Origin of the sequence: Caryophanon tenue, assembly GCF_001700315.1 — a bacterium.
Classification (GTDB): Bacteria; Bacillota; Bacilli; order Bacillales_A; family Planococcaceae; genus Caryophanon; species Caryophanon tenue.
Genome location: NZ_MASJ01000004.1, coordinates 63,000 through 85,821 on the forward strand (window position 1 = coordinate 63,000; position 22,822 = coordinate 85,821).

Below are 22,822 nucleotides of genomic sequence, written 5' to 3' on the forward strand. Positions count from 1 at the left end.
CTTCTAAAAATACACATATAAAAACGCCATCCATTTGTTGTTGGATGACGTTTTTTCCATTATTTTTGGATGCGCTCTTTAAAGGAACGACGCAAGATTTTACCGGTAGAGTTTTTCGGTAATTCATCAATCAGCTCAATCGTCGTTGGCACTTTGTATTTCACTAAACGTTCCTCACAAAATGCGCGTATATCCTCAGTAGAAGTTGTTTGTTCTTTTAAGACAATAAATGCATGCACCGCTTCCCCAAAGTTTTCGTCTGGGAAGCCGACAACGGCCGCTTCGACAATATTAGGATGTGTATAAAGCACTTCCTCGACTTCACGTGGATACACATTAAAGCCTCCAACAATAATTAAATCTTTCTTACGGTCTACAATATAAAAATAACCCTCTTCATCCATACGCGCTAAGTCACCTGTATATAACCAGCCATCACGAATGGCACGCGCTGTTTCTTCGGGCATATTGTAATAACCTTTCATAATATTCGGTCCGCGTACAATAAGTTCCCCGACTTCTCCAACCGGTAGCTCATCACCGTATTCATCGACCACTTTATTTTCAACATTTGGAATGGTCGTACCGATAGAACCTGCTTTTCGTTCGCGATCTAACGGGTTAAAGCACGTAACAGGTGACGCCTCTGATAAACCATACCCTTCAGAAATGCGCACATTGAAGCGTGCCTCAAATGCATGTAATAACGCGACTGGTAATGAAGCTCCCCCTGAAATCGCCAAACGTAAATGCTCGAAGTCCTTCGCATCACCTGATTCATATTGATATAAGAAGTTAAACATTGTTGGTACACCTGCAAAAACGGTTGCTCGCTGTTGTTTGGCTAATGTAAAAATCTCTGCCGGGCTAAAACGTGGTGCTAATAAAACCGTGGCACCTTTCATTAATGGTGCATTCACAACAACGGTTAACGCGAACACATGGAACACTGGCAATGTCGCAATGACACGATCGTTTTCTGTCATCGCTAAATATTGCCCTACATCGCGCGCATTGCTGTATAAGTTTTGATGAGTTAGCATCGCACCTTTTGGATGCCCTGTTGTGCCAGATGTATATAAAATAACAGCTGTATCTTGCTCATCTACTTGTTGAATCGGCGCAGCGTGCTTTACGTCCGCTAAAACTGCTTGAAATAGCTTCGTTTTTTGCTGTGCTTGTGCTGACAATGTGGCCACTTGTGCACTCGCCTCTGTCGTCGTTTCACAAATAATGTACGTTCGAATCGCTGGAAATAGCTGTGCCGCTACTTCTACAAGTGGTACTAACATATCAAGTGCAATGATTCCTTTCACATTGCCATCTTTTAAAATATAGCTAATTTCATCTTTCGTATACGTTGGGTTCACCGGCACTGCCGTTGCACCAATTCGCATAATCGCATATAGCGATATAATAAAATGTGGTGTATTCCCTAGTAATAATGCAACATTGTCCCCTTTTTCAATGCCTGCATCTACTAAACCTTGTGCAAAACGGCTAATGGATTGTTCTAAAATTTCATAGCTTACATCTTGTCCTTGAAAGTGATACGCAGTTTTTGTTGGCGTTTTTTTCGCTTGCTCGTGAACGGTCTGCACTAATGTCAAAACAAACACCCCTTTGTTTTTATGAATGACGATTCATTCTTATTTGCTATTATAAAATAATTAACCATCGATAACAACAAATATTTCTACTTTACGTAACTTTTCTTGTTAATTACTTTTAATATGCGCGATATAACGCCAGCGAATTAAATAATAGTAAAAAATTTGAATGGTAATCAGTACAACAAAGCCGATAATTACTTCATCGACAATCGTAATGTTCACAAGATGCTCTAACAGCACATTAAAACTGATTAATACGATCGTGCTGTGAACAAGTGCGACGAGCCACGGTAGGAAAAACTGTGGCATTAAATGTCGATCAACTAAACGATGGAGCTCACCATCCGTTAAGCCCATGCGGCGCAACACATCAAAATGCTTTTGAATACGCTCTAAATCCGCGTACATTTTAAAATACACAAAGCTTCCGGCAGCGAGTAAAAAGACAGCAGCGACCAATAACACAATCAACGTAAACAACGAGTACGTAGCGAGTACAAATGAATAGTTAAGCCCTGCATTCTCAAAATAAAACGGTAAATCATACCCAAGCGAATTCGCTGATTCTTGCTCGACCATCGCATCAATCGCAACACCAATATGTTCGAGCTCCATCCACTGAGGCACATCAAATGTGTATAGGCGATACGCAGATTGCTCAAATGTTGTGCCAATCAGCGGTTGTTCAATTTTTATAAAGTCTTCGTCACTAATAATGATGGAGTTACTACTTACAAAATTGCCTGGAAAAATAAATTCTGGATACACACTATCAATGACTAGCGGGATACTATTTTCCTTCAACACCGTACGCACCGTATAATTTTGCAAATCGGAAATAGCATCTTCTGAATATGGAATAAACATCGCTTCCCCTTGTGATAACGTAACAAGTGGATACCCTAGCGAAAACAGCAAATGGTTAATTTCAGACTCTCGGAATACTTCCACTTCATATTTTGTGTAAGAAGAGGTTTGTTGAATGACTGTAAAACGCGATAAATTATACGATAAGCGATCTAACTCTAATTGATTCCGTAGCGAGGCAATATGTTGCTGTTCATACGGGTTATCAATTGTACTTTTATACACCATGCCGAGCGGATTTAAGCGCTCATACTGCGTTGTATAAGACGATACAGAGGCCAGTACACCTATCGTTAAAAAGGTAAGCGTCGATACTAATGTAATGACAAAAAACATTTTGACATTGGCACGAATCGTTTGAATCGTTTCAGATAAGGAAATCACTGAATAACTGCGCCAATAATATTTTTTCTGTAAACGAAAACGTTCGAGTAGATATGGCAATGTATCGCTAAATAAATAATACGTGCCGACGATACCAAACAGTGGCACAATAATAATAAATGCTAAATTTTCTAGTTTCACTCCGATAAACATGCCGATATAGGAACAAATAATAAAGCTTAAGCCTAATACCGCACGACGAACTGTTACAGGTCGTTGTTTATGTTCATCATGTCCGCGCAGTAAATGAATCGTCCTACGCTCTTTTTGCGTAACAATACTGGCATAAGCAATGACCATAAACGCACTTGTAAATACCCCGACCGTCAGTAAAAACGGTTCCCATGCAACATACATGTGCAACTCATCTAAATGTAAAATTTCTCGCACAATCATAAAGAAGAAGCGCGTAAATGCAAAGCCGAACGCAATGCCAACAATAATAGACGTAAAGCCAATGAGCATCGTTTCTAAAAAGATTAAACGTCCAAATTGGCGCTCATCCATCCCGAGATGGAACAATACACCAAATTCCTTTGCTCGTGCCTCTAAAAATGCGTTCATTGAATAATACAGAAAGAATAAACTAAACAATGCTAAAATGATTTCAGCGACAACCATACCGAGGAGCGACATGACCCCTAGTACACTTTCATCAATATTTGGATGAAACAATAACATCGAGTAAATAAAGAAAACGAGCACAGAAAAGCAGCTCGCCATAAAAAATGCCGCATAAATTCGGCTATTACGAATTACGTTACGATAAGCGAATTGACGAAAGGTCACCAACGCCACCTCCGAGTAAGCTTAAGACGTTTAAAATTCGTTGGAAAAACGTTTGTCTACGCTCATCCTTATAAATTTCATTAAAAAACTGCCCGTCTTTAATAAATAACACACGGTCACAATAACTCGCAGCAATTGGGTCATGAGTTACCATAATAATCGTCGCTTGCTGTGTTTGATTAATATTGCTTAGTAACTCTAGCACTTCGCGCGACATATGAGAATCCAAGTTTCCAGTAGGTTCATCGGCTAATATAATCGACGGACGATGAATAAGCGCGCGCGCAATCGCTGTTCGCTGTGCCTGTCCCCCTGAAATTTCATTTGGACGCTTTGTTAGTAAATCCGTTAGCCCTAAGCTATTCGCTAAAGCCGTGACACGTTTTTGCATTTCATCCACATCATAATGGTCCAATGTTAAAGGTACAATAATGTTTTCTTCCAACGTCAACATTTGTAATAAATGGAAATCTTGAAAGATGAAGCCGAGCTTGCGTCGACGTAAATGCGCAAGCTCCATTTTCGTTAGCGTTGCTGGACGAATACCTTCAATCATAATTTCGCCTGCTGTCGGTGCATCAATCGTTGAAATCATATTGAGCAGCGTTGTTTTACCACTGCCGGAAGGTCCCATAATCGCTAAAAACTCACCTTTTTCCACATCTAAGCTTAACTGGCTAATGGCACGATGCGTCACTTTGCCCTCATACACTTTTGTGACATCTTTCACTTCTAAAATTGGCACTCTGTTCACATACTTTCCTTTAGAATCCAAGGGAGTACGGCTTCAAAACTAATTTCAATAGCTGCCTCTCCCATTTGTAATGGCACGCTGTCAAACTGTGCTGTTAACGATAAGCAAAACATATCTAACATCACGTCCCACGCTTCAAAATCACCTGTCATCACCGCTCCGTATGCATAAAATACACCGCTATACATCACCTTTTCCCCTTGATCTACCGGTAATGCCTGCAATGAAAAGGGCTTCGTATAATCTACGCCTAATCGTTCTAAAAACATATGCATATCTGCGGTATAATAACGCATAACTTGTCGAAAATTTTGATGCATTTTCGAAGATGTAGCGGGTAAATCCTCATAAATTTGCTTCGTCGTCTGTTCATCTATGAGTAAAGACCATTCCTCAATTTGTAGCGCCTCCATACTCTCCTCCTTATTGACCAAATCGAAGTGTCACCGTCGTCCCAACGCCTACTTCCGATGTAATGAGTAATTCATGTCCAAGTTTTGTGCTTACTTCCTGTGCTAAATATAAGCCCATCCCTGTTGATTCACCTGTTTTCCGCCCATTTTCGCCTGTGAAAAAAGCTTTTGTCACACGGGATAAATCAGACTTTGGAATGCCAATCCCTTCATCTCGTACAATTAATAGTACATCTCCTTGTTGCTGGTCAACAGTAATGTACACCTTTTTTTGTGGTTCAAATGTGTATTTCACTGCATTCGTAATAAACTGACCAATCACAAATTTTAACCACTTTGAATCTGATGTCACGGTTACCCCATCTTCAATATCAAGCTGCGGGAAAACGCGCTTTGTAATAAAGAGACGTTTATTTTCATTGACTACTTGGCTAACAAGCTGTTTCACATCGATCGTCTCAACATGCAAATCTTCTTCAAATTTTTCTAAACGCGCATTCATTAACACCATTTCTAAGCCATTTTTTAAACGCTCGACTTCTTCTTTCATCGATTGCCCATCTAACTCTTCCTCTTGTAACAGCAGCTCAATAACCGAAATCGGTGTTTTCATTTGATGTACCCATTGATTCATAAACTGGTCATGACGGTCCTTCGTCACATGCAGTGCCTGTACTTCAAACTGATAAATGCGATACAGGTGGTGCATATATTGTTCAACAGATTTCGACTCAGGTGTACGTGCGCTCTTATGTAGCGCATCTTCCATCTTGACCGGTGTTGCCGTCACTTTATCATAATACGACTGGCGTAACATATAGCGTACGACTAAAAATGACATCGTTAATAAAAGTACGATACTTAACGCATAAAAGGCTGTCGCCAAATCACGAAAGCCTTCTAACCAATATACCGCCAATAAAAAAATCGTAATAATCAGCTGTAAAATAATAAAGCTGCCATATTCACGTATAAATAAACGTAAGCCCATTATAGTTCATCCTCATGTAAGATGAAGCGATACCCCGCACCACGAACCGTTTCAATGCTTGATAACACATCATAATCCGTTAATTTTTTGCGCACACGCGTCATATTGACATTCAGTGTATTTTCATCCACAAACGACTGGTCATCCCATAGCTCCTCTAATAATTGCTCACGCGATACAACCTTTTGTGCATTACTCATTAATAAGCTTAAAATAATACATTCTTTCTTTTGCAGCGGCACAATCAATTCGCCTTTATGCAATTCCATACGCTCTAGTAAAAGCTGTAATTGCCCTGCACGAACTGTACGCTCCTCTTGCTTCGGTGCATATTCACCATACGTTCGACGAAGATGGCTACGAATTTTTGCTAGTACGATTTCATAGTGGAACGGCTTTGTAATAAAGTCGTCACCGCCATTTTCTAACGCAAAAATTTGGTCCATTTCACCTGAACGCGCAGAAATAAAAATAATAGGGCATGTCGTCTGCTGACGCAATTGACGACACCAGTAATAGCCATCATATGCAGGTAAATTAATATCTAATAAAATTAAATGGGGCTGAAATGCCACCGCTTCTTCCACTAATAAATCAAAATTTTGTACAACCTCTACTTGATACTGATACTTACGTAGTGTATCGGCTAATAGCGAGGCAATTTTATGATCATCTTCCACAATGAAAATCCGATGCTGTTCCATGCCTTCACACTCCTTTTTCTCTTTTTATTGTACACTATGATGTCGTTTCACTGTATGTATGAACTATTTAAGGGACATTCACATAAAAAAGCATCTGTAGAAGAAGACGTGCTCCTTCTTTTACAGATGCTCTCATAAGCCAAAACTATGGCCAACCACTCATATAGACGCGTATGTATGAAAAAAGGTTCTTTTCGCCCGTCTATTATTTCTTTAGCTTTTCTAAACCGACTAACATTAATGCGACAACTAATGCCGTTACAATTGTACCAAATGATTGCGGTAGCTGACGACCTTCTCCAATAATCATACGAATAAACTCCGCAAATGGCTTTTGCACAAGATCACCAATCGTAATGGCACAGATGATGAATAAAAAGTAGATAACAAACTTCCCCACTACACTACCTCCCTTGCCTTTAGACTCTTCTTTTTTCGACTCTTCTTTTTTCGACTTTTCTTTTGTCTGTCCCATCCTATCATCTCACTTTAGCGTTAAAAATTGCGCTCGCTTCATTCTGAAGATGTTCTGTCCTCATTATACGAGCCTCGTTCGAGAAAAGAAAGGGTCCATAAATCGGTGTGACAAGAAAAAAGGCACTTAAGAACTTGCTCTTAAACGCCTTAACAACACCTATTTACTACCAATTTTTCCACGTATCCCAAATATCATTGTCATTATCTTTACGCTTCATGTCAATTGTTCGCTCTATAAATGCAGCTAATTGTGCACGGGTCACTGCTTGATTCGGATAAAAGTCGCCTTGATTCGTCGTAATGCCTAAAGCACCTAAAATACCGATATATTCATACGCCCAGCTTTTTGGTGGCACATCTGCATACGTAACGATGCCGCTACTTTTCAACTTAAATGCTTCAACTAAAATTTTAGCCATTTGCTTACGTGTTAAACTTTGTTGCGGAAAAAACTGCTCACTATTTTGGAAAACCCCTAATTTTGTTAAAGCTGCGATCGCTTCATAATGTGTATTCGTTTTTGCAACATCTGTAAAACGAGGAGGTACGATAGCCTCTTTATTTACACGTAAAGCATTGGCAATAATTGTAGCAGCTTGTGCGCGTGTAACGGGCTGTTGTGGTTTAAATGTACCGTCTTCGTATCCTGAAAGTATATTATGCTTTACTAATCGCTCGACAGACGAATAATACCAATGTTGTGTGTTCACATCTTTAAATGTCGCGGCATTTGTAGGCATCGTCCCTAAACTGACGATACAAAGAGTTAATAAAGCAATCCGTTTCCATTGCATGTTTCTTCACACTCCTTTTGTCGTCTCGTACCACTGAATGCACGCTGCTAAAACAAAAAAAGCAAAATGTTACGTGTTTGTAAAATACACGTAACACTTTGCATCGTCCTTAATAAATCACTTTTAAGAAGTCGTCGACTGTTATGCCACCTAAATATGTTGGAATATCGTATGGACGTAAAGCTTCTGCCATGGCCTCACGATTATATTTAACACCTTTTAATGCTTCCGCAAGTTCTGCTACATCGCCAACACCGAAGAAATCCCCGAAAATTGTTGCTTCTTCAATAACCATTCCTTTAGAAACCTCTAAACGAACATCGATGCCACCTGATGGGAAGCGATGCGTTTTTTGAATGTTAAAGCGAGGAGACTTACCATAATTCCATTCCCACGTTTGGTAACGCTCTTTTGAAATTTCATGAATCTTCGTCCAGTCTTCCTCCGTTAATTCATAGTATTGAATATTTTCTTCGCCGCCAAAAATTGAGCGTAAAATTTCTAAACGGAATTCTTCTACTGTTATTTTTTTGTCTTCTGGTAATAAATCTAAAATATTCGCCACACGTGAGCGCACAGATTTAATCCCTTTTGACTCAATCTTGTCTTGTTTTACTTTTAATGAATTGACAACTGCATCAATATCTAAGTTAAACATTAATGTCCCATGGCTAAACATACGGCCACGCGTTGAATATTGTGCGTTCCCCGATACTTTACGACCTTCAGCTAAAATATCATTACGTCCTGATAGCTCTGCCTGCACCCCTAATTTTTCAAGCGCATCCACAACTGGCTGTGTAAACTTTTTATAATTTGAGAAGCTATTGCCATCATCTTTTGTTAAAAAGCTAAAATTTAAATTATTTAAATCATGATAAACAGCGCCGCCACCTGACAGACGACGCACGACTTTAATATTGTTCTCTTCCACATAATCCGTATTGATTTCTTCAATCGTATTTTGATTTTTACCAATAATAATAGATGGTTCGTTAATATAGAACAATAAAAAATCATCTTTTTCAATGTCCATATTGCGTAACACATATTCTTCAATGGCTAAATTCACTTGTGGATCAGTAATTCCTTTATTGTCGACAAAATACACGTTGCATTCATCCCTTCACCAATTGCTCTTTTTAACGCTTGTCAAAACCTTTCTGTTAAAGGCTTTTATAAACAATTTAATCTTACTCTACTTTCCTTTTTCCCTCTACTAAAAAGACGTTTTTTTAAATTAACTGAAATTTTTTTATATTTTTTTGATTTTACGGTTGACGAATCGAAACTGTTATAATACACTAAGAACAACAAAAACAGTTTATAGTACAGTTTGGTACTTAAAAGGAGGCAAACAAGATGTTAGAAAACGTAGTAGAATTCTTCAAAAACTTACCTGCAAAAGTATGTACAGAGTGCGGTGAAAAAATCGACGAACAAAGTGAGTGCTACCACAACACTTGTGAAAAATGCAACTGCATCTAATTACCACGCGTATTAGCACTGTTATCTGTCCGATGACTTTATAATCTTTAAAAATTTTGTATCACATTGTTTCTAATGAAACGATACGTAAATACCTTACACAAAAAGCACGTACCTACTGCTCATGGTACGTGCTTTTTTCTGTCTTGTACTACTACAGATTCACACTCCAACTGTATTAGTACAACTTCGAAAAACTCTACATTATTTATCCAAAAATACGCTACGTATTGTTTCCTCTGTATCTCTTTTTCTTTTTTAGCGATGAACCTTTTCTCTTTATTTTAGTACTACTGCTAAACAGTCTTAGCCTCACTCAGCCTCTAGACCTACATATAATTACAGTTTCCGCCCGTTTCTGCTTCTCTTCTATCCACGTATGATGAATATAACAAATCAAGAGAGGGGCATCACATATGACAAAATTTTTAAAAGTTACAGCATTGGCAGTAGCAGCAGTTGTTCTACTAGGTATTGCTGGACCACCATTAGTAGCGTTACTGATTTCTGCAGCAATTGTTGCTGGTGGCTTACACTACTTCACAAAATCAACTAGTTTACCTGGGCAAATTATTTGGGGGTCACTAATCGCTGTCGGTGTATTATCCGCATTAAGCAATGTACCTGGCTTAGTTGTCCTTGCGATTGCTGGTGTTGTTTATTATTTTTACAAAAATGGCGACATGCCTACATTCCAAAAAACAACAAGCACAGATGACCCGTTTGATCATTTTGAACGCGAATGGGCGAAAATGAACCGCTAATTTTATAATTGAAATGGAGAGAATAGACCAATGAACTTTTTCAAACGATTACGCTATACAATAGAAGCCGATGTACAACAAATACTCGATAAAAAAGAACGCAAAAATCCAATTACTTTATTAAATCATTATTTAAAACAAGCTGAAGTGCAGACGAAAGAAACAGCCTCTTGCTTAGAGCGCCAACGTCAATTACAAGAACAATTTGCACAAGCGTTAAAAGAAAATGAAAAAATGCTTATGAAACGTCGTGAGCAGCTAGAGCTTGTCCAATACGCAGGTGAAGAAGATTTATTGGCATTTGCACAACAAGAAGTGGCCACATACACAGAGCGCCAAATGCAGTTGGAGCAATCACTCGAACAGGTAACGCATGATTACTTTACGCTTGAACAAAAATACGAACAAATGAAGCATAAACTAAAGGATATGAAAGTGCGTCAATTGCAATTAATGGGCAAAGAAAATGTTGTACGTGCACATCATAAAATGGATGGTGTGTTAAAAACGCATGAAACAAATGACCAAAGCTTCGCTGAAATGGAGCAATATATTGACCAGCTAAGCGACCGTATTGATGCTGATTATTCAGTGACAACATTTGAACAACGCTTAGAACAAATTAGCCGACGCCAGCAAACAGAAACAACACTCGATAAACAGTAAACATGCTACAATAACACAAGACCGGTTGTCCTAGAAGTCATTCTCGGACAACCTTTTTTCTATCATCCTCTTCGAAAGGAGCTTTCTTATGCAAAACTTTTGGCAGCAGCCTTTATTTATACTGTTTGCAGCTGTGATTGTGCTGACAACGGCTAATAGCGCGATGACGCAGCATAGCTTCAATCCTACTTTATTATTTGCCTTGCTTTGTTGGATGTTTGCGCAGCGCACACAACGTAAACAATGGCTATATACAGCTCTATTTTTCTTGCTAATCGCTCTTTTAACAATGCCCTTTCTACACGGCATTTTATTGATTCTATTATTAATTGCTGGCGTATATGCTGCACTTACTTACAGCCGCGCACACGCAAAAACAAAATTAACGAGCCTGCATTATACGTCGCATCAAGCACTTGCACAGCCACCACAAGAAGATTATGTTTGGCGTGATTATATCGTCCAACGTCCTTTTGGTATTATCAATATTGATGCAACGAAAACGATTTTACCGACGGGTACATCATTTATTTCTGTGCGCCATGGTATCGGCAAAATCATAGTGACTGTTCCTTTTGAGGTCGGTTTACGTATTCAAGCATCTACACTACTTGGCTCAACGACGATTTTAGACGAGCCACGTCGTACATTAAATGAAGTTGTGATGTACGAAGAAGGTCTACATTTACAAAGAATTATCGTGCTGCACCTTTCATCCATTGCTGGTGAAATCGAGGTGATTCGTCAATGATTGGCTTTTTCAACCGACTGATTATCATTAGTTTTTTAACGATTTTTTTACTAGCACTTATTGGTATATTATTGTTTGGTGATACACAACATCAAAATTGGCAGTTCATTTTACCATTAATTGAAGAACGTTGGCGTACGGATTCCTCATACGTCTTGATGATGGGTATAGCTATCGTTAGCTTTATTCTGTTTCTCACGTTTTGGATGACCATTCAATTAAAGCTGCGTGATGCTTCGGCTGCACGTCATATTAAAAAGCTACAAGATCCAACAAAGTCGCTCGTGCCAAAGCGTGTACCAAAATCCATTCGGAAGCCATTGCTTGAGGCAGAAGCATTATTAACGACACAGCGCAAAAGCTTACATCGTATTACAAATGAGCGCATTGAGCTAGAAGATGAAAAAATTCAAGAAAAAATTATTATGGAACGCCAACGTCTTGCACGCGAGCTACATGATTCGGTATCACAGCAACTTTTCGCCGCTTCCATGATGTTATCAGCACTGAGTGAGCAGCAAACCGCACAGCCTAAAACCGTCGAGCAAATTGAAAAAATTGTGCAACAAGCGCAACTGGAAATGCGTGCACTACTGCTACATTTACGTCCGGTCGCACTGCGCGATAAAACACTTGCACAAGGCTTACGCGAATTAATTATTGAATTAGAGCAAAAAGTGAATGTGCTAATTAGCTACCAACTAGAAGAAATTATGTTAAGTAAAGCGCAAGAAGACCATTTATTCCGCATTGCACAAGAGGCGATTTCGAACACATTGCGCCATGCGAAAGCAACGGAAATTGAACTGTTATTTATTATGCGCAGCGACCGTGCTATTTTACGTATTCAAGATAATGGTGTTGGTTTTAAAGCAGAGGAACGTGCGCAAAAAACGACTTCGTACGGACTGCAAAATATGGTCGACCGTGCCATTGAAATTGGCTGTGTTTGTAAAATTGTATCGGTGCCAGGGGATGGTACAATTGTAGAAGTACAAATTCCACTTGAGGTGATGAAACATGATTAAAATCGTCGTAGCAGACGATCATGAAATGGTGCGTATTGGTGTATGTGCATATTTAAATGCGCAGCCAGATATGGAAGTGATTGCAGAAGCAACAAACGGACGCGAAGCTGTAACAGCCGCACTCACACACCGACCAGATTGTATATTAATGGACTATGTCATGCCCGAATTAAATGGTGCAGAGGCGGCGAGTGAAATTTTACAAACTTGGCCGACTGCTCGTATTATGATGGTGACGAGCTTTTTAGACGATGACAAAGTATACCCTGCACTTGAAGCAGGTGTCATTAGTTATATTTTAAAAACATCCAATGCGAAACAAATTGCAGAAGCGATTCGCCAAACTGTCAACGGGCAATCCGTCGTTGAACCTGAAGTAACCCAAAAGATAATGCAACGAATGCGACAAGGTGCTACCCCTTTATTACACGACCAATTAACGGAACGTGAATATGAGGTGTTACAGCTTTTATGTAAAGGGCGCACAAATCAAGAAATTGCCGATGAGCTATTTATTGCACTAAAAACTGTGAAAACACATGTCAGTAATATTTTAAGTAAGTTAGATGTGCAAGATCGTACGCAAGCGGTTGTATATGCATTTTCGAATAAATTATTTAATTAAAAACGAGACTGAGACAGAACCCTATTTTTGATAAAAATGAGTATATTGCGATGATAAAAATGCGCTGGTGCGTTCCGACACAAGCGGCGACTTCAGCAGAAAAAGCAATGTTTTTCTGCGACGAGGTACCGCAGGAGCATGCGCTTTTAAAAGAGGAACATCTGCCAAAAACGCCACGTCCTGTGGCAAGGCAGATGTGACAAACATCGTGTTTGCCTCAAGCCATGCCTGCGAAACGCGTCCGCTATGTGGAGTAGCACCCACAGCAGAAAAATCTCCTTCAGCAGTTGTCGTTGCTGAAGGAGATTTCTTTTTGTCCTAGTCTCGTTTTGAATGTTCTTCTACTACCGCAACCGTCTCCACTTTACGTAGTTGACGGAATTTCACAAAAAAGTACAGATAGCTTAATAACATACATGGTACGGCAAAAATCGCAATAATAACGGTGCTATGCAATATCATTGCCATATCCCCTGTCGAAATAACCGCACGGAATGCTTCAACTGTGTATGTCATCGGGAATAGTCCGTACAGATTTTGTAACGCATCAGGAATTAGTTCAATCGGGAATGTACCTGCACTTGAGACAAGCTGTAAAATTAAAATAACGAGCGCAAAGAATTTACCGACATCGCCAAACCATGTGACAAGCACTTGGACAATTGCAATATATGTCATACTTGCAAGCGTACCAATGGCGAGTAATAACCACGGATGCTCAACCTCTATACCAATCATCAACACAACTATCGTCACAAATGCAGCTTGTGCTAAACCAATTAATGCTAGTACGCTCACTTTACTGAAAAACCATGCTGTGCCACTTGTTGGTCGGCGGTACGGTGTTACATAATCATAAATTTGTGCAATCAGTAAACCACCTACTGCTAAACCGAGTGAAATAAAGTACGGCGCAAATCCAGTACCATAGTTCGGCACTTCATTGACAGCTGTTTTGGATACTTCTACTGGAGAAGCCATCATCTCATACGTATCGTCTGTCGGTGTTATATCATCAGTTTCCGCTGTTGCTGTCTCTAGCTCTGTTGCATATGTTTTTGTACCATCTGCTAATTCAGTTGCACCTGCTGCTAAATCGGCTCCACCTGTCGCTAACTCATCTGATTTAGACGCCAATGTTTTTGTACCGTCTGCAAGCTCCGTTGTACCCCCTACTAAATCGGTTAAGCCACTCGCAAGCTCCGCACTACCATCTTTAGCGGACACAATTCCCGCTGTCATATCGCCCATTTTCGTTTGAAGCGTTGTTAACCCAGTCGCTAAATTACTTGCGCCAGTTTGTAAGCTCGGTGCATTTGCGACTAATTGTTCTACACCATTAAACGCTTCTGTATAACCATTTGTTAATTGCGTTGCACCGTCCGCTAATGTTGTCACACCTGCATGTAAATCGTTCGTACCTTGTTGCAAGGTTGCTGTGCCACTCGTTAATTGTGTCGCACCTTCTACTAATTGCATTGCACCACCCGCTAATGCTTCACTGCCGATTGCTAAGTCGTTCGCCCCTTCTGCTATATTCGTTGCACCGTTCGCGAGTTCATTTGCACCTGTTCCAAGCGATGTTGTACCTTCTACTAAAGCACTGCTTCCCTCCTGTAATTGTGCGACCGTTTGTTGAAGAACCGCGTATTGTTCTGCCGGCAAAGCTTGCTGTAAACCTTCTAACTGCATCGATAATTGCGCTAAACCATCCTGTAAACGTTCAGCGCCTGCCGTTACATCTGTTGTACCGGACGCAAGTTGCTGTGCGCCACCTTGTAATGCCGCTGCGCCAGTTGCTATGTTGCTTACACCAGTCGAAATATTTGTCGCACCATTTGCTAGATCGCTAATTCCCTCACGTAATGCTGCTGCACCTGTTGCTACATCGCTCGTTCCTTGTTGTAAATCGTTTGTTGATGTCGCAAGTTGCTGCATACCTTCGACAAACTGCAATTGTTTCTCTTGTAATGTTGCGTAACCCTGCCCAACAGTTGTCACACCATTTGTATAATCCGTAATCCCTTGTTGTAATGTTGTCGCACCAGATGCAGCATCTGTTGCCCCTTGTTGTAACTGCGTACTACCATTTTGCAGTTCCTTTAAGCCGTCGACTAAGCTGACTGCACCGGTTGCAGCTTTTTCAGCGCCGTCTTGTAGGCTCGTTGTACCATCAGAAATGGTAATCGTACTTGATGCTAGCTCTGTTAAATAGCCTTTTAATTCATCCGCTCCTGCTGAAACATCGACTGCACCGTCTTGGATTGTAATTGCACCTTCTGATGCATCGCTAATGCCTGTCGTTAATTCATCAATTGCCGTAAACAACATTTCTGCATATGTTTTTGATACTTGTGCGTTTACTTCGTCACGAATTTTATTAACGGCTGTCTCACCAATTTGTCCACCTAAAAAGTTTTGCCCTTCATTTGCGACATAATTAATCGTCAGCTTTTCCGGTTCGTCATCTAGTAACGTCGTCGCATGCTGTGAAAAGTTCTGTGGAATTTCAATAATTAAATAATAGTCACCATCTGCCAAGCCTTTCTCTGCTTGCGCTCTTGATAACTCCTCAAAATGAAATGTACCACTATCCAATAAGTTCGTGACAAGCTCATCTCCAAGCTGTAACGTCTCCCCTTCAAATTCATGTGCTTCATCTTCATTGACAATTGCTACAGGTAACGCGTCTAAATTATTATAGGGGTCCCAAAACGCCCATAAAAATAAGCCTGTGTATAAAATCGGTATCATCATAATCGCCAAAATCGAAGCAATACCTTTTGGCGTTTTCATAATTTCCTGCCATTCTGCTTTAATCATAACGTCCTCCTGAATTTATGACCAAAATTGTTTTTCAGTCATTTTTCACCAAAATAATAAATGACCAATATCGTCATCTGGTCATTTATCGTAAAAAAGAAAACTTGCCAACAGACAAGTTATTCATTCACAGCTAACCCTCTAAAAATCGTATCTTTAAATAATGTCCAAATCTTTTCTTCTGGCAACGGCTCTTCGTGTAATTCTTGCCAATCTAAAATAAAGGCAAAATATGCTTTTAATAATAAATAAGCCACCATCTCCGCATCGCACGGACGAATTTCACCTTTAGCAATGCCGTTTTCAATGCGTTTTGTCACATAGGCAATAATTTCTTCTTCAATCGTTAATAACATTTGCTTCACAGCAGGCGTACGCAGCGCCTTTTCTTCTTCAATTAGTTTGGCATATAGTAAATGTTGCTCTCTAAATTGCAGTAGCTTCATCATCGCTTTTTGGGCATTTTCCATAACAGACACTGTCGGATCCATTACTGCATCTGCTTGTCTTGTCATATCGCGAATTAATGTTAACACAATTTCTTTTAATAGCTCTTCTTTATTACTGAAAAATGTATAAATAGTTCCTTTACCAACATTCGCGATTTTCGACACTTGCTCCATTGTCGTTGCTTTGTAACCAAACATCGTAAAGGATTTTGCTGCCGCTTCCAAAATCTCTTGCTTGCGATCCATACAAATCCTCCCTATTGTCCGTTGTTTTCTTTAAAACTGACCACTTTTTGAATCTGGTCATTATTCTACGCCTCTTTTTACAAACTTGCAAGCGTTTAAGAATGATCCATTGAGCCTCGGTAGTCATCTGCTGGAATACGATCTACTTCTCCGATAATCATTTGTTCTTTTGGCATTAAATGAATGCCCTTTGCAGTCGTATGCGCAATGACGTAGTACGCTGTGTTATCGTCAAATGTGTATACCGCTTCATATATGCCGTTTTCTGTATGTACTGCCTCTATTTTTTGCGCAGCGTCACTGTGACCTGCTTGCCAAACTTCAAAAATCACACTGTCAGCATCATTAACTGCCTCTTCATGCTGCGTTAATTGAATGGCTATCGTTTGTTCACCCGCTTGCAGTGGCTCTGTCATCATATATTCAAGCTCTATCATCTCTTGCATTTCTGTATGTGATGAATGTGACGTTTCCTCACTACAGCCACTTACTAATAATGCAATGAGCAGACCGCTATATACATATCGCTTTTTCATGCTCTCCCTCATCCCTTCGCAAAAATCCCCTTTGCTCTAGTGTACGATGATTCATGGCAGATTACACTTCTTAAAGAGGTTTTCGACAAATTTACTATGACAATAGTAAAAACGTACGACACGTTTGCCGTACGTTTTGATTTATGCGTCTGTATAATCTGCCTGCGTCATTTTCGTAATTAAACGCTTCGCTGTATCATAGCCTTGCGCAACACAGCGTGGCAAACTCATCCCGTCGTATGAACTGCCTGTTATATATACGCTTGGCATCGCCTGGTTAATACGTTTACGTAACTCTTCAACCGCTTCATCATGCCCAACTGTATATTGCGGCATCGCTTCTTTCCAACGCGACACAATCGTAAAATCAGGCTGCCCGATCACACCGATTGCTTGTTCTAAGTCACGCAATACAATTTTCTCAATTTCTGTATCGGATAACTCTACAATCGTTTCATCACCGACACGCCCTAAATAAATACGCAATAACGCTTTGCCTTCTGGTGCAACATGGTCCCATTTATTATGTGAAAATGTACATGACGTAATGGCAAAATTTGAGTTGCGTGACACAAAGAAATTAAGTGCATCTTGATACTTCGTAATTTGCGCAGCATCAAACGCCATTGTGACAGTCGCGATTGTGGCACTTTTCACAGGTGTGACATAATGTAAGTTTTCTACAGCTGATAATATATTTTTTGTCACCGCAAATGGTGTAGCAACAATGACTTCATCGGCATGAATTTTATCGCCATTTGTAAAATGAACGCGCGCAGTTGCATCCGGTAATTGCTCAACATTTGACACACGTAGCCCTTTACGTAATGTGTGCGGGGCTAAACTTTCTTCTAATGACTCCACAAGCGTTTGTAAGCCATTTTCAAACGTTTGGTATACACCACGATGCTGGCGTACTTCATTTGGTAAAAAGGCGACACCGGCTTTTGAAAAACCGCGCAATAAGCTACGATACTCGGCTTCTAATGCGTAAAACTCCGGGAACATCGCCTTCATGCTTAAATGTTCAATATCTCCAGCAAATGTTCCCGCTAATAAAGGTTCTACAACATTTTCAAGCACTTCTTGACCAAAGCGTCGTTTAAAAAAATTCGCCACAGACTCATCATATTGATGATCTCCGCGGGGCATTACAATATCTTTTAAAGCGCGCACTTTACCACCGACAGATAATAACTCCGTCGATACAAATGTTGGTAAATGAGGGGCTGTTCGGTCCTTCGAAAACTGACGCGGCACTTCATATAGCTTTGTATCTAATGCAATATACGATGTACCAATATTATTATTAATCAACTTCGAACGAATATATAAGTCCTGTGCTAAACGTTCAATATCTCCATGTTGGTCATAAAAGGATTCAGGACCACGTTCAATAATGTAGCCATCCTGACGTAATGTTTCAATTTTGCCACCTGCACGTAATGAGGCATCTATTAACAGCACGTCAATTGGTAGCTTCTCGTCACGCGCTTGTTTTTGCATATAAAATGCTGTCGTTAAGCCCGTAATCCCTGCTCCAATAATGACAACCTTTCTCTGCTTATTCGTCAATCTCATCATCACTTTCTTTTACGCTCGTAATTTTTATTGCTTCTGTCGTCAGCCGAATGTGTTCAGCTAATCACAGAAACAAAGGAGCTAACTGCGTAACTCCTCGTTTACTGGCATGCTGTCATTACGATTATGCGTTTAATTTGTCATGGATTGCATCCACCATTGCATCAATAAATAGTGGGTGTGTATTTGGCATTGTCGGACGATAATATGCTGCGCCAATATCATCACAAACAACTTTACACTCAATATCGTTATCGTATAACACTTCTAAGTGCTCTGTTACGAAACCAACTGGTGCATAAATAAATGATGTATAGCCTTTTTGTTCAAATAATTCACGTGTTAAATCTTGTACATCTGGCCCTAACCAAGGTTCTGGCGTTTGACCAGCGGATTGCCAACCAACTTCAACGTTCGTTGCATCCGAAGCTTCTTCAATTAAGCGAGCTGTTTCGATTAATTGTTCTTCATATGGGTCACCTGCTAATTTAATCTTCTCTGGTAATGAGTGGTTTGACACGACTAAGCAAGCTGTTTGACGTTGCTCTTCTGTCATTTTCGCAAGCTCACCATTGACTGCTTGTTTCCAGAACTCGATAAATTTCGGCTGTGCATACCAAGATTCAACAGAAGTTAGCGCTAAATCTGCACCTAATTTTTCAATATGTGCTTGTGCGCGACCGTTGTACGATTTAATTGAGAATGTTGAGAAGTGTGGTGCTAATACAATCGATACCGCTTCTGTAATACCTTCGTTCACCATTGCTTCTACTGCATCTTCTACGAATGGCTCGATATGTTTTAAACCGATAAATAATTTGTATTCCACTTCGTCTTGCACTTCATTTAAACGTGCACATAAGCTCTCCGCCTGTGCTTCTGTCATTTTCGCAAGTGGTGAAATTCCACCGATTGCACGGTAACGGTCTGTTAAGTCATCTAAATGCTCTTGTGATGGCCTGCGTCCGTGGCGAATATGTGTGTAATAACGTTCAATGTCTTCCTCTTTGTATGGCGTACCATATGCCATTACTAATAAACCGCGTACTGGTTTCATGTTTTTCACCTCTATTATTGTTGTGCGCGTACTTGAGCGCTATATTCATGAATAAATGCTGTTAAACGTTTTAATACATCTGGGTCTACTTCTGGGAACACACCGTGACCTAAGTTGAAAATGTGACCTTGTGCTTGTACACCTTGGTCGATAATATCTTTCGTACGTTTTTCAATTACTGACCAGTCTGCTAATAAGAATGATGGGTCTAGGTTTCCTTGTACTGGCTTTGTAATGCCACGTGCAAGAGCATCTTTAATCGGTAAACGCCAATCTAAGCCGACAACGTCAATCGGTAAATCATGCCATTCATTTGCTAAATGTGATGCACCGACACCAAACTGAATAAGTGGTACATTTAATTTACGTAGCTCGCCAAAAATGCGCGTCATAACCGGCTTAATAAATACGCGGTAATCTTCGACGTTTAATGCGCCAACCCATGAATCGAAAATTTGAATCGCTTTTGCACCTGCATTTACTTGTGCTGTAATATCCGCGATAATCATGTCTGCTAATTTATCCATTAACATAAACCAAACTTGTGGCTGTGATACCATAAATGATTTTGTTTTGTTATAGCTGCGTGACGGACCGCCTTCAATCATATAGCTCGCTAATGTAAATGGCGCGCCACCGAAACCGATTAACGGTACGTTTAATTGCTCTTCTGTTAACATCTTAATCGTTTCTAAAACGAACGGTGTATGCTCTTGTGCATCAAACTCACCTAATCGCTCAACATCTGCAGCTGTACGGATTGGGTTTGAAATCACTGGACCAACACCCGCTTGAATTTTCACATCAATACCGATGCCTGGTAATGGCGTAACGATGTCTTTGTATAAAATCGCTGCATCGACATTGTAATTATCAACCGGCAAACGCGTCACATATGCGCATAGCTCTGGCTGTTGTGTAATCTCTTCTAATGAATATTTTTGTTTAATTTCACGGTACTCAGGCTGTGAGCGCCCTGCTTGTCTCATATACCACACTGGTGTATGCTCTACTGCTTCACCACGTGCAGCACGTAATAATGTATCGTTGAATGTTCCCATTTTAGAACGCTTCCTTCCAAAATAAAGTGTTAATCCGCTTATAATGATATCCTCCATCAATATAAACGTTCCCCATAATATTGTATAGTTTTCCGCTCGAAATGTCATAAAATTGTTCATCACAGGCGCCATCTTTTTGACAACATTGTTGCATTTATTCTTTAATGAAAGGGTAAATGTATTTGACAAGTTGACAAATTGGAGGGATTCCGCATGAAGATGTATATGACATCGGGCACTGCTGACTTTATGGAAACAGTGCGACAAAAGCACAAAAAGCATGAAATTTTCATTATGCATGGCGAAGGCAACACACTCTTACTACATGAAAGTGATAAAAAGTCCGTGTTCGCTACGCCGCGCAATTTTGAAGTGATTCAAAGTAACGGAACGCTTGAGCAAAAAGGATTTTTTGCGCTTCACAATGTCCCAGTAAGCGATGAAAGTCGTTTATTATTTGAGCAGCGTTATATGAAACAACAAGCCTTATTTGAAGATGCTTCTGGATTAATCGCTTATCGCTTTTTACGCCCAATTAAACATGAAACGTATATTTTATTAACACAGTGGGCGGGTCCTGCTTCGTATGAACGTTGGCAACAAACCGATAGCTATACGCAATTATTCGGTGGCGAAAGTTCTACTGGCATTGCGAACACACAAATTTTATTTATGTCTAAACCATATGTCACGAAATATACGGCAAAACCACTTGAGGAGAATGTATGAATATTGCGGAGCGCATTAACGCCTATTACGAAGACATGGTGGCGATACGTCGTCACTTACATATGCACCCTGAATTATCGTTTCAAGAAACAAAAACAGCACAATATATTCAACAGTTTTACGCTAGCTTAACTATTCCATTCCGTGCCAATGTCGGTGGTAACGGTGTGGTCGCCACAATTCAAGGCAAATATCCAGGAAAAACAGTAGCACTGCGCGCCGACTTTGATGCATTGCCCATTCAAGACGAAAAAGATGTCGTGTATAAATCGACAGTAGATGGTGTCATGCATGCATGTGGTCACGACGGACATACTGCGACATTATTAACCGTTGCACGTATTTTACACGAGATGCGCGATGAATTAACGGGCACATACGTGTTCATACATCAACATGCAGAGGAGCTTGACCCAGGCGGTGCAAAAGCAATGATTGAGGACGGCTGTTTAGATGGCGTCGATGTCATTTTTGGAACGCATTTATCGTCCAATTTCGAAGTGGGCAAAGTTGGCTACCGTCCTGGACCGATGATGGCAGCGTGCGATAGCTTTGACATCATTATTCAAGGGCATGGTGGTCACGGCGCACATCCTGACCAAACAAAAGATGCGGTCGTTATCGGTGCACAGCTTGTGATGAATTTACAGCAGCTTGTGTCTCGTCGTATTTCACCGATTGATTCAGCGGTTTTAAGCATTGGTGGATTCGTTGCTGATAACGCCTCAAATGTGATTGCCGATACCGCAAAACTAAGCGGCACCATTCGCACATTCACAGAGGAAGTACGCGATAAAATGACAACGGAGTTTTACCGTGTTCTTGATGGCACAATGGCAACAGCCGATGCCCAGTATACAATTGATTTTATTAAAGGGTATCCAGCTGTTGTGAATCATGAGGCTGAAACATTATTTATACGTGATATTGCTCAAACGCTCGACTTTGTCGACGAAGCGTTTGTAATGACACCGACAATGGGTGGCGAAGATTTCGCCTACTATTTACAACATGTGCCGGGAACATTTTTCTATACCGGCGCACACCCTGGCTATGATGTACCGCATCATCATCCGATGTTTGATATTGATGAGCGTGGCATGCAAGTTGCGGCTGAAGTTTTATTAAACGCAGCCATTCGCTACCAACAGCACACACTTTAAACGATCAAAAGCCCTCGCCGATATGGGCACTGACCTAAAATAATGAGACAAATAAAAACACCTTTCGTT

Annotated in this window: 24 protein-coding genes; 8 read left to right on the plus strand and 16 right to left on the minus strand. The window is 40.3% G+C overall.

Features of this window, described 5'->3' with window-relative positions:
* Positions 1–59 precede the first annotated feature (59 nt).
* The 9 genes from A6M13_RS05925 to lplA all read right to left on the minus strand — a co-directional run bounded on the left by A6M13_RS05925 (position 60) and on the right by lplA (position 8,897).
* Positions 60–1,610 (minus strand): fatty acid--CoA ligase family protein, encoded by a 1,551-nt coding sequence (locus A6M13_RS05925; protein ID WP_066543815.1) that lies wholly within the window; start codon positions 1,608–1,610, stop codon positions 60–62.
* A 108-nt stretch (positions 1,611–1,718) separates the two neighbouring features.
* Positions 1,719–3,653: an FtsX-like permease family protein gene (locus A6M13_RS05930; RefSeq protein WP_066543818.1), complete on the minus strand. Its 1,935-nt coding sequence runs from the start codon at positions 3,651–3,653 to the stop codon at positions 1,719–1,721.
* Positions 3,625–4,398, minus strand: coding sequence for an ABC transporter ATP-binding protein (locus tag A6M13_RS05935; RefSeq protein ID WP_066543821.1), 774 nt, complete (start codon positions 4,396–4,398; stop codon positions 3,625–3,627). Before A6M13_RS05935 ends, A6M13_RS05930 begins: the two co-directional genes overlap by 29 nt.
* Before the next feature lie 5 nt (positions 4,399–4,403).
* Positions 4,404–4,820, minus strand: coding sequence for a hypothetical protein (locus A6M13_RS05940; protein WP_066543822.1), 417 nt, complete (start codon positions 4,818–4,820; stop codon positions 4,404–4,406).
* A gap of 10 nt (positions 4,821–4,830) precedes the next feature.
* Positions 4,831–5,811 carry a sensor histidine kinase gene (locus tag A6M13_RS05945; RefSeq protein WP_066543823.1) on the minus strand — a complete coding sequence of 327 codons (981 nt, stop codon included), beginning with the start codon at positions 5,809–5,811 and terminating at the stop codon, positions 4,831–4,833.
* Positions 5,811–6,515 (minus strand): response regulator transcription factor, encoded by a 705-nt coding sequence (locus A6M13_RS05950; RefSeq protein WP_066543826.1) that lies wholly within the window; start codon positions 6,513–6,515, stop codon positions 5,811–5,813. Before A6M13_RS05950 ends, A6M13_RS05945 begins: the two co-directional genes overlap by 1 nt.
* Before the next feature lie 205 nt (positions 6,516–6,720).
* Positions 6,721–6,915 (minus strand): hypothetical protein, encoded by a 195-nt coding sequence (locus tag A6M13_RS05955; protein WP_141680903.1) that lies wholly within the window; start codon positions 6,913–6,915, stop codon positions 6,721–6,723.
* A 241-nt stretch (positions 6,916–7,156) separates the two neighbouring features.
* Entirely contained in the window at positions 7,157–7,786 is a 630-nt protein-coding gene (locus tag A6M13_RS05960; protein ID WP_066543831.1) for an S-layer homology domain-containing protein, read from the minus strand.
* A 109-nt stretch (positions 7,787–7,895) separates the two neighbouring features.
* Positions 7,896–8,897, minus strand: a complete 1,002-nt coding sequence (lplA, locus tag A6M13_RS05965) for a lipoate--protein ligase (RefSeq protein WP_066543833.1) — start codon at positions 8,895–8,897, stop codon at positions 7,896–7,898.
* A gap of 251 nt (positions 8,898–9,148) precedes the next feature.
* On the opposite strand from lplA, the gene yhfH reads away from it, so the two are divergent.
* The 6 genes from yhfH to A6M13_RS05995 all read left to right on the plus strand — a co-directional run bounded on the left by yhfH (position 9,149) and on the right by A6M13_RS05995 (position 13,108).
* Positions 9,149–9,274 carry a protein YhfH gene (gene yhfH, locus A6M13_RS05970; RefSeq protein WP_066543834.1) on the plus strand — a complete coding sequence of 42 codons (126 nt, stop codon included), beginning with the start codon at positions 9,149–9,151 and terminating at the stop codon, positions 9,272–9,274.
* Positions 9,275–9,690: 416 nt separating this feature from the next.
* On the plus strand, positions 9,691–10,038 hold the full coding sequence (locus A6M13_RS05975; protein WP_066543836.1) for a lmo0954 family membrane protein: 348 nt from the start codon (positions 9,691–9,693) through the stop codon (positions 10,036–10,038).
* A gap of 30 nt (positions 10,039–10,068) precedes the next feature.
* On the plus strand, positions 10,069–10,704 hold the full coding sequence (locus A6M13_RS05980; RefSeq protein WP_066543838.1) for a PspA/IM30 family protein: 636 nt from the start codon (positions 10,069–10,071) through the stop codon (positions 10,702–10,704).
* 88 nt (positions 10,705–10,792) lie between these two features.
* Positions 10,793–11,455, plus strand: a complete 663-nt coding sequence (gene liaF / locus A6M13_RS05985) for a cell wall-active antibiotics response protein LiaF (RefSeq protein WP_066543840.1) — start codon at positions 10,793–10,795, stop codon at positions 11,453–11,455.
* Entirely contained in the window at positions 11,452–12,483 is a 1,032-nt protein-coding gene (locus tag A6M13_RS05990; RefSeq protein ID WP_066543842.1) for a sensor histidine kinase, read from the plus strand. Before liaF ends, A6M13_RS05990 begins: the two co-directional genes overlap by 4 nt.
* Positions 12,476–13,108: a response regulator transcription factor gene (locus A6M13_RS05995; protein ID WP_066543846.1), complete on the plus strand. Its 633-nt coding sequence runs from the start codon at positions 12,476–12,478 to the stop codon at positions 13,106–13,108. Before A6M13_RS05990 ends, A6M13_RS05995 begins: the two co-directional genes overlap by 8 nt.
* Positions 13,109–13,129: 21 nt before the next feature.
* Here the strand turns inward: A6M13_RS05995 and A6M13_RS06000 are convergent, their stop codons facing one another.
* The 7 genes from A6M13_RS06000 to hemE all read right to left on the minus strand — a co-directional run bounded on the left by A6M13_RS06000 (position 13,130) and on the right by hemE (position 20,861).
* Complete coding sequence (locus A6M13_RS06000) at positions 13,130–13,372, minus strand: hypothetical protein (protein WP_066543848.1); 243 nt, start codon at positions 13,370–13,372, stop codon at positions 13,130–13,132.
* Between the two features lie 54 nt (positions 13,373–13,426).
* The gene (locus A6M13_RS06005) at positions 13,427–15,931 is read right to left on the minus strand and encodes a YhgE/Pip family protein (RefSeq protein WP_066543850.1); all 2,505 of its coding nucleotides are present in this window, start codon (positions 15,929–15,931) and stop codon (positions 13,427–13,429) included.
* A 119-nt stretch (positions 15,932–16,050) separates the two neighbouring features.
* Positions 16,051–16,626 carry a TetR/AcrR family transcriptional regulator gene (locus A6M13_RS06010; RefSeq protein ID WP_066543851.1) on the minus strand — a complete coding sequence of 192 codons (576 nt, stop codon included), beginning with the start codon at positions 16,624–16,626 and terminating at the stop codon, positions 16,051–16,053.
* 95 nt (positions 16,627–16,721) lie between these two features.
* On the minus strand, positions 16,722–17,162 hold the full coding sequence (locus A6M13_RS06015; protein WP_066543853.1) for a FixH family protein: 441 nt from the start codon (positions 17,160–17,162) through the stop codon (positions 16,722–16,724).
* A 141-nt stretch (positions 17,163–17,303) separates the two neighbouring features.
* Positions 17,304–18,743 carry a protoporphyrinogen oxidase gene (hemG, locus tag A6M13_RS06020; protein WP_245669242.1) on the minus strand — a complete coding sequence of 480 codons (1,440 nt, stop codon included), beginning with the start codon at positions 18,741–18,743 and terminating at the stop codon, positions 17,304–17,306.
* A 124-nt stretch (positions 18,744–18,867) separates the two neighbouring features.
* Entirely contained in the window at positions 18,868–19,800 is a 933-nt protein-coding gene (gene hemH / locus A6M13_RS06025; protein ID WP_066543857.1) for a ferrochelatase, read from the minus strand.
* A gap of 14 nt (positions 19,801–19,814) precedes the next feature.
* Entirely contained in the window at positions 19,815–20,861 is a 1,047-nt protein-coding gene (gene hemE, locus A6M13_RS06030) for a uroporphyrinogen decarboxylase (RefSeq protein WP_066543858.1), read from the minus strand.
* Between the two features lie 213 nt (positions 20,862–21,074).
* Between hemE and A6M13_RS06035 the strand changes: the two genes are divergently transcribed.
* Both A6M13_RS06035 and A6M13_RS06040 read left to right on the plus strand, forming a co-directional pair.
* Entirely contained in the window at positions 21,075–21,590 is a 516-nt protein-coding gene (locus A6M13_RS06035) for an antibiotic biosynthesis monooxygenase family protein (RefSeq protein ID WP_066543859.1), read from the plus strand.
* Positions 21,587–22,753, plus strand: a complete 1,167-nt coding sequence (locus A6M13_RS06040; protein WP_066543864.1) for an amidohydrolase — start codon at positions 21,587–21,589, stop codon at positions 22,751–22,753. The genes A6M13_RS06035 and A6M13_RS06040 overlap by 4 nt, the downstream gene beginning before the upstream one ends.
* Positions 22,754–22,822 lie beyond the last annotated feature (69 nt).

What these genes read in the sequence shown, in the direction of transcription:
- A6M13_RS06035 (WP_066543859.1), top strand. Translation starts at nt 21,075, where the DNA reads ATGAAGATGTATATGACATCGGGCACTGCTGACTTTATGGAAACAGTG.
- liaF (WP_066543840.1), top strand. Translation starts at nt 10,793, where the DNA reads ATGCAAAACTTTTGGCAGCAGCCTTTATTTATACTGTTTGCAGCTGTG.
- A6M13_RS06005 (WP_066543850.1), bottom strand. Translation starts at nt 15,931, where the DNA reads ATGATTAAAGCAGAATGGCAGGAAATTATGAAAACGCCAAAAGGTATT.
- A6M13_RS06015 (WP_066543853.1), bottom strand. Translation starts at nt 17,162, where the DNA reads ATGAAAAAGCGATATGTATATAGCGGTCTGCTCATTGCATTATTAGTA.
- A6M13_RS06010 (WP_066543851.1), bottom strand. Translation starts at nt 16,626, where the DNA reads ATGGATCGCAAGCAAGAGATTTTGGAAGCGGCAGCAAAATCCTTTACG.
- A6M13_RS05960 (WP_066543831.1), bottom strand. Translation starts at nt 7,786, where the DNA reads ATGCAATGGAAACGGATTGCTTTATTAACTCTTTGTATCGTCAGTTTA.
- hemG (WP_245669242.1), bottom strand. Translation starts at nt 18,743, where the DNA reads ATGAGATTGACGAATAAGCAGAGAAAGGTTGTCATTATTGGAGCAGGG.
- A6M13_RS05945 (WP_066543823.1), bottom strand. Translation starts at nt 5,811, where the DNA reads ATGGGCTTACGTTTATTTATACGTGAATATGGCAGCTTTATTATTTTA.
- A6M13_RS05990 (WP_066543842.1), top strand. Translation starts at nt 11,452, where the DNA reads ATGATTGGCTTTTTCAACCGACTGATTATCATTAGTTTTTTAACGATT.
- A6M13_RS05995 (WP_066543846.1), top strand. Translation starts at nt 12,476, where the DNA reads ATGATTAAAATCGTCGTAGCAGACGATCATGAAATGGTGCGTATTGGT.
- A6M13_RS05975 (WP_066543836.1), top strand. Translation starts at nt 9,691, where the DNA reads ATGACAAAATTTTTAAAAGTTACAGCATTGGCAGTAGCAGCAGTTGTT.
- A6M13_RS06040 (WP_066543864.1), top strand. Translation starts at nt 21,587, where the DNA reads ATGAATATTGCGGAGCGCATTAACGCCTATTACGAAGACATGGTGGCG.
- A6M13_RS05950 (WP_066543826.1), bottom strand. Translation starts at nt 6,515, where the DNA reads ATGGAACAGCATCGGATTTTCATTGTGGAAGATGATCATAAAATTGCC.
- A6M13_RS05980 (WP_066543838.1), top strand. Translation starts at nt 10,069, where the DNA reads ATGAACTTTTTCAAACGATTACGCTATACAATAGAAGCCGATGTACAA.
- hemE (WP_066543858.1), bottom strand. Translation starts at nt 20,861, where the DNA reads ATGGGAACATTCAACGATACATTATTACGTGCTGCACGTGGTGAAGCA.
- hemH (WP_066543857.1), bottom strand. Translation starts at nt 19,800, where the DNA reads ATGAAACCAGTACGCGGTTTATTAGTAATGGCATATGGTACGCCATAC.
- yhfH (WP_066543834.1), top strand. Translation starts at nt 9,149, where the DNA reads ATGTTAGAAAACGTAGTAGAATTCTTCAAAAACTTACCTGCAAAAGTA.
- A6M13_RS05940 (WP_066543822.1), bottom strand. Translation starts at nt 4,820, where the DNA reads ATGGAGGCGCTACAAATTGAGGAATGGTCTTTACTCATAGATGAACAG.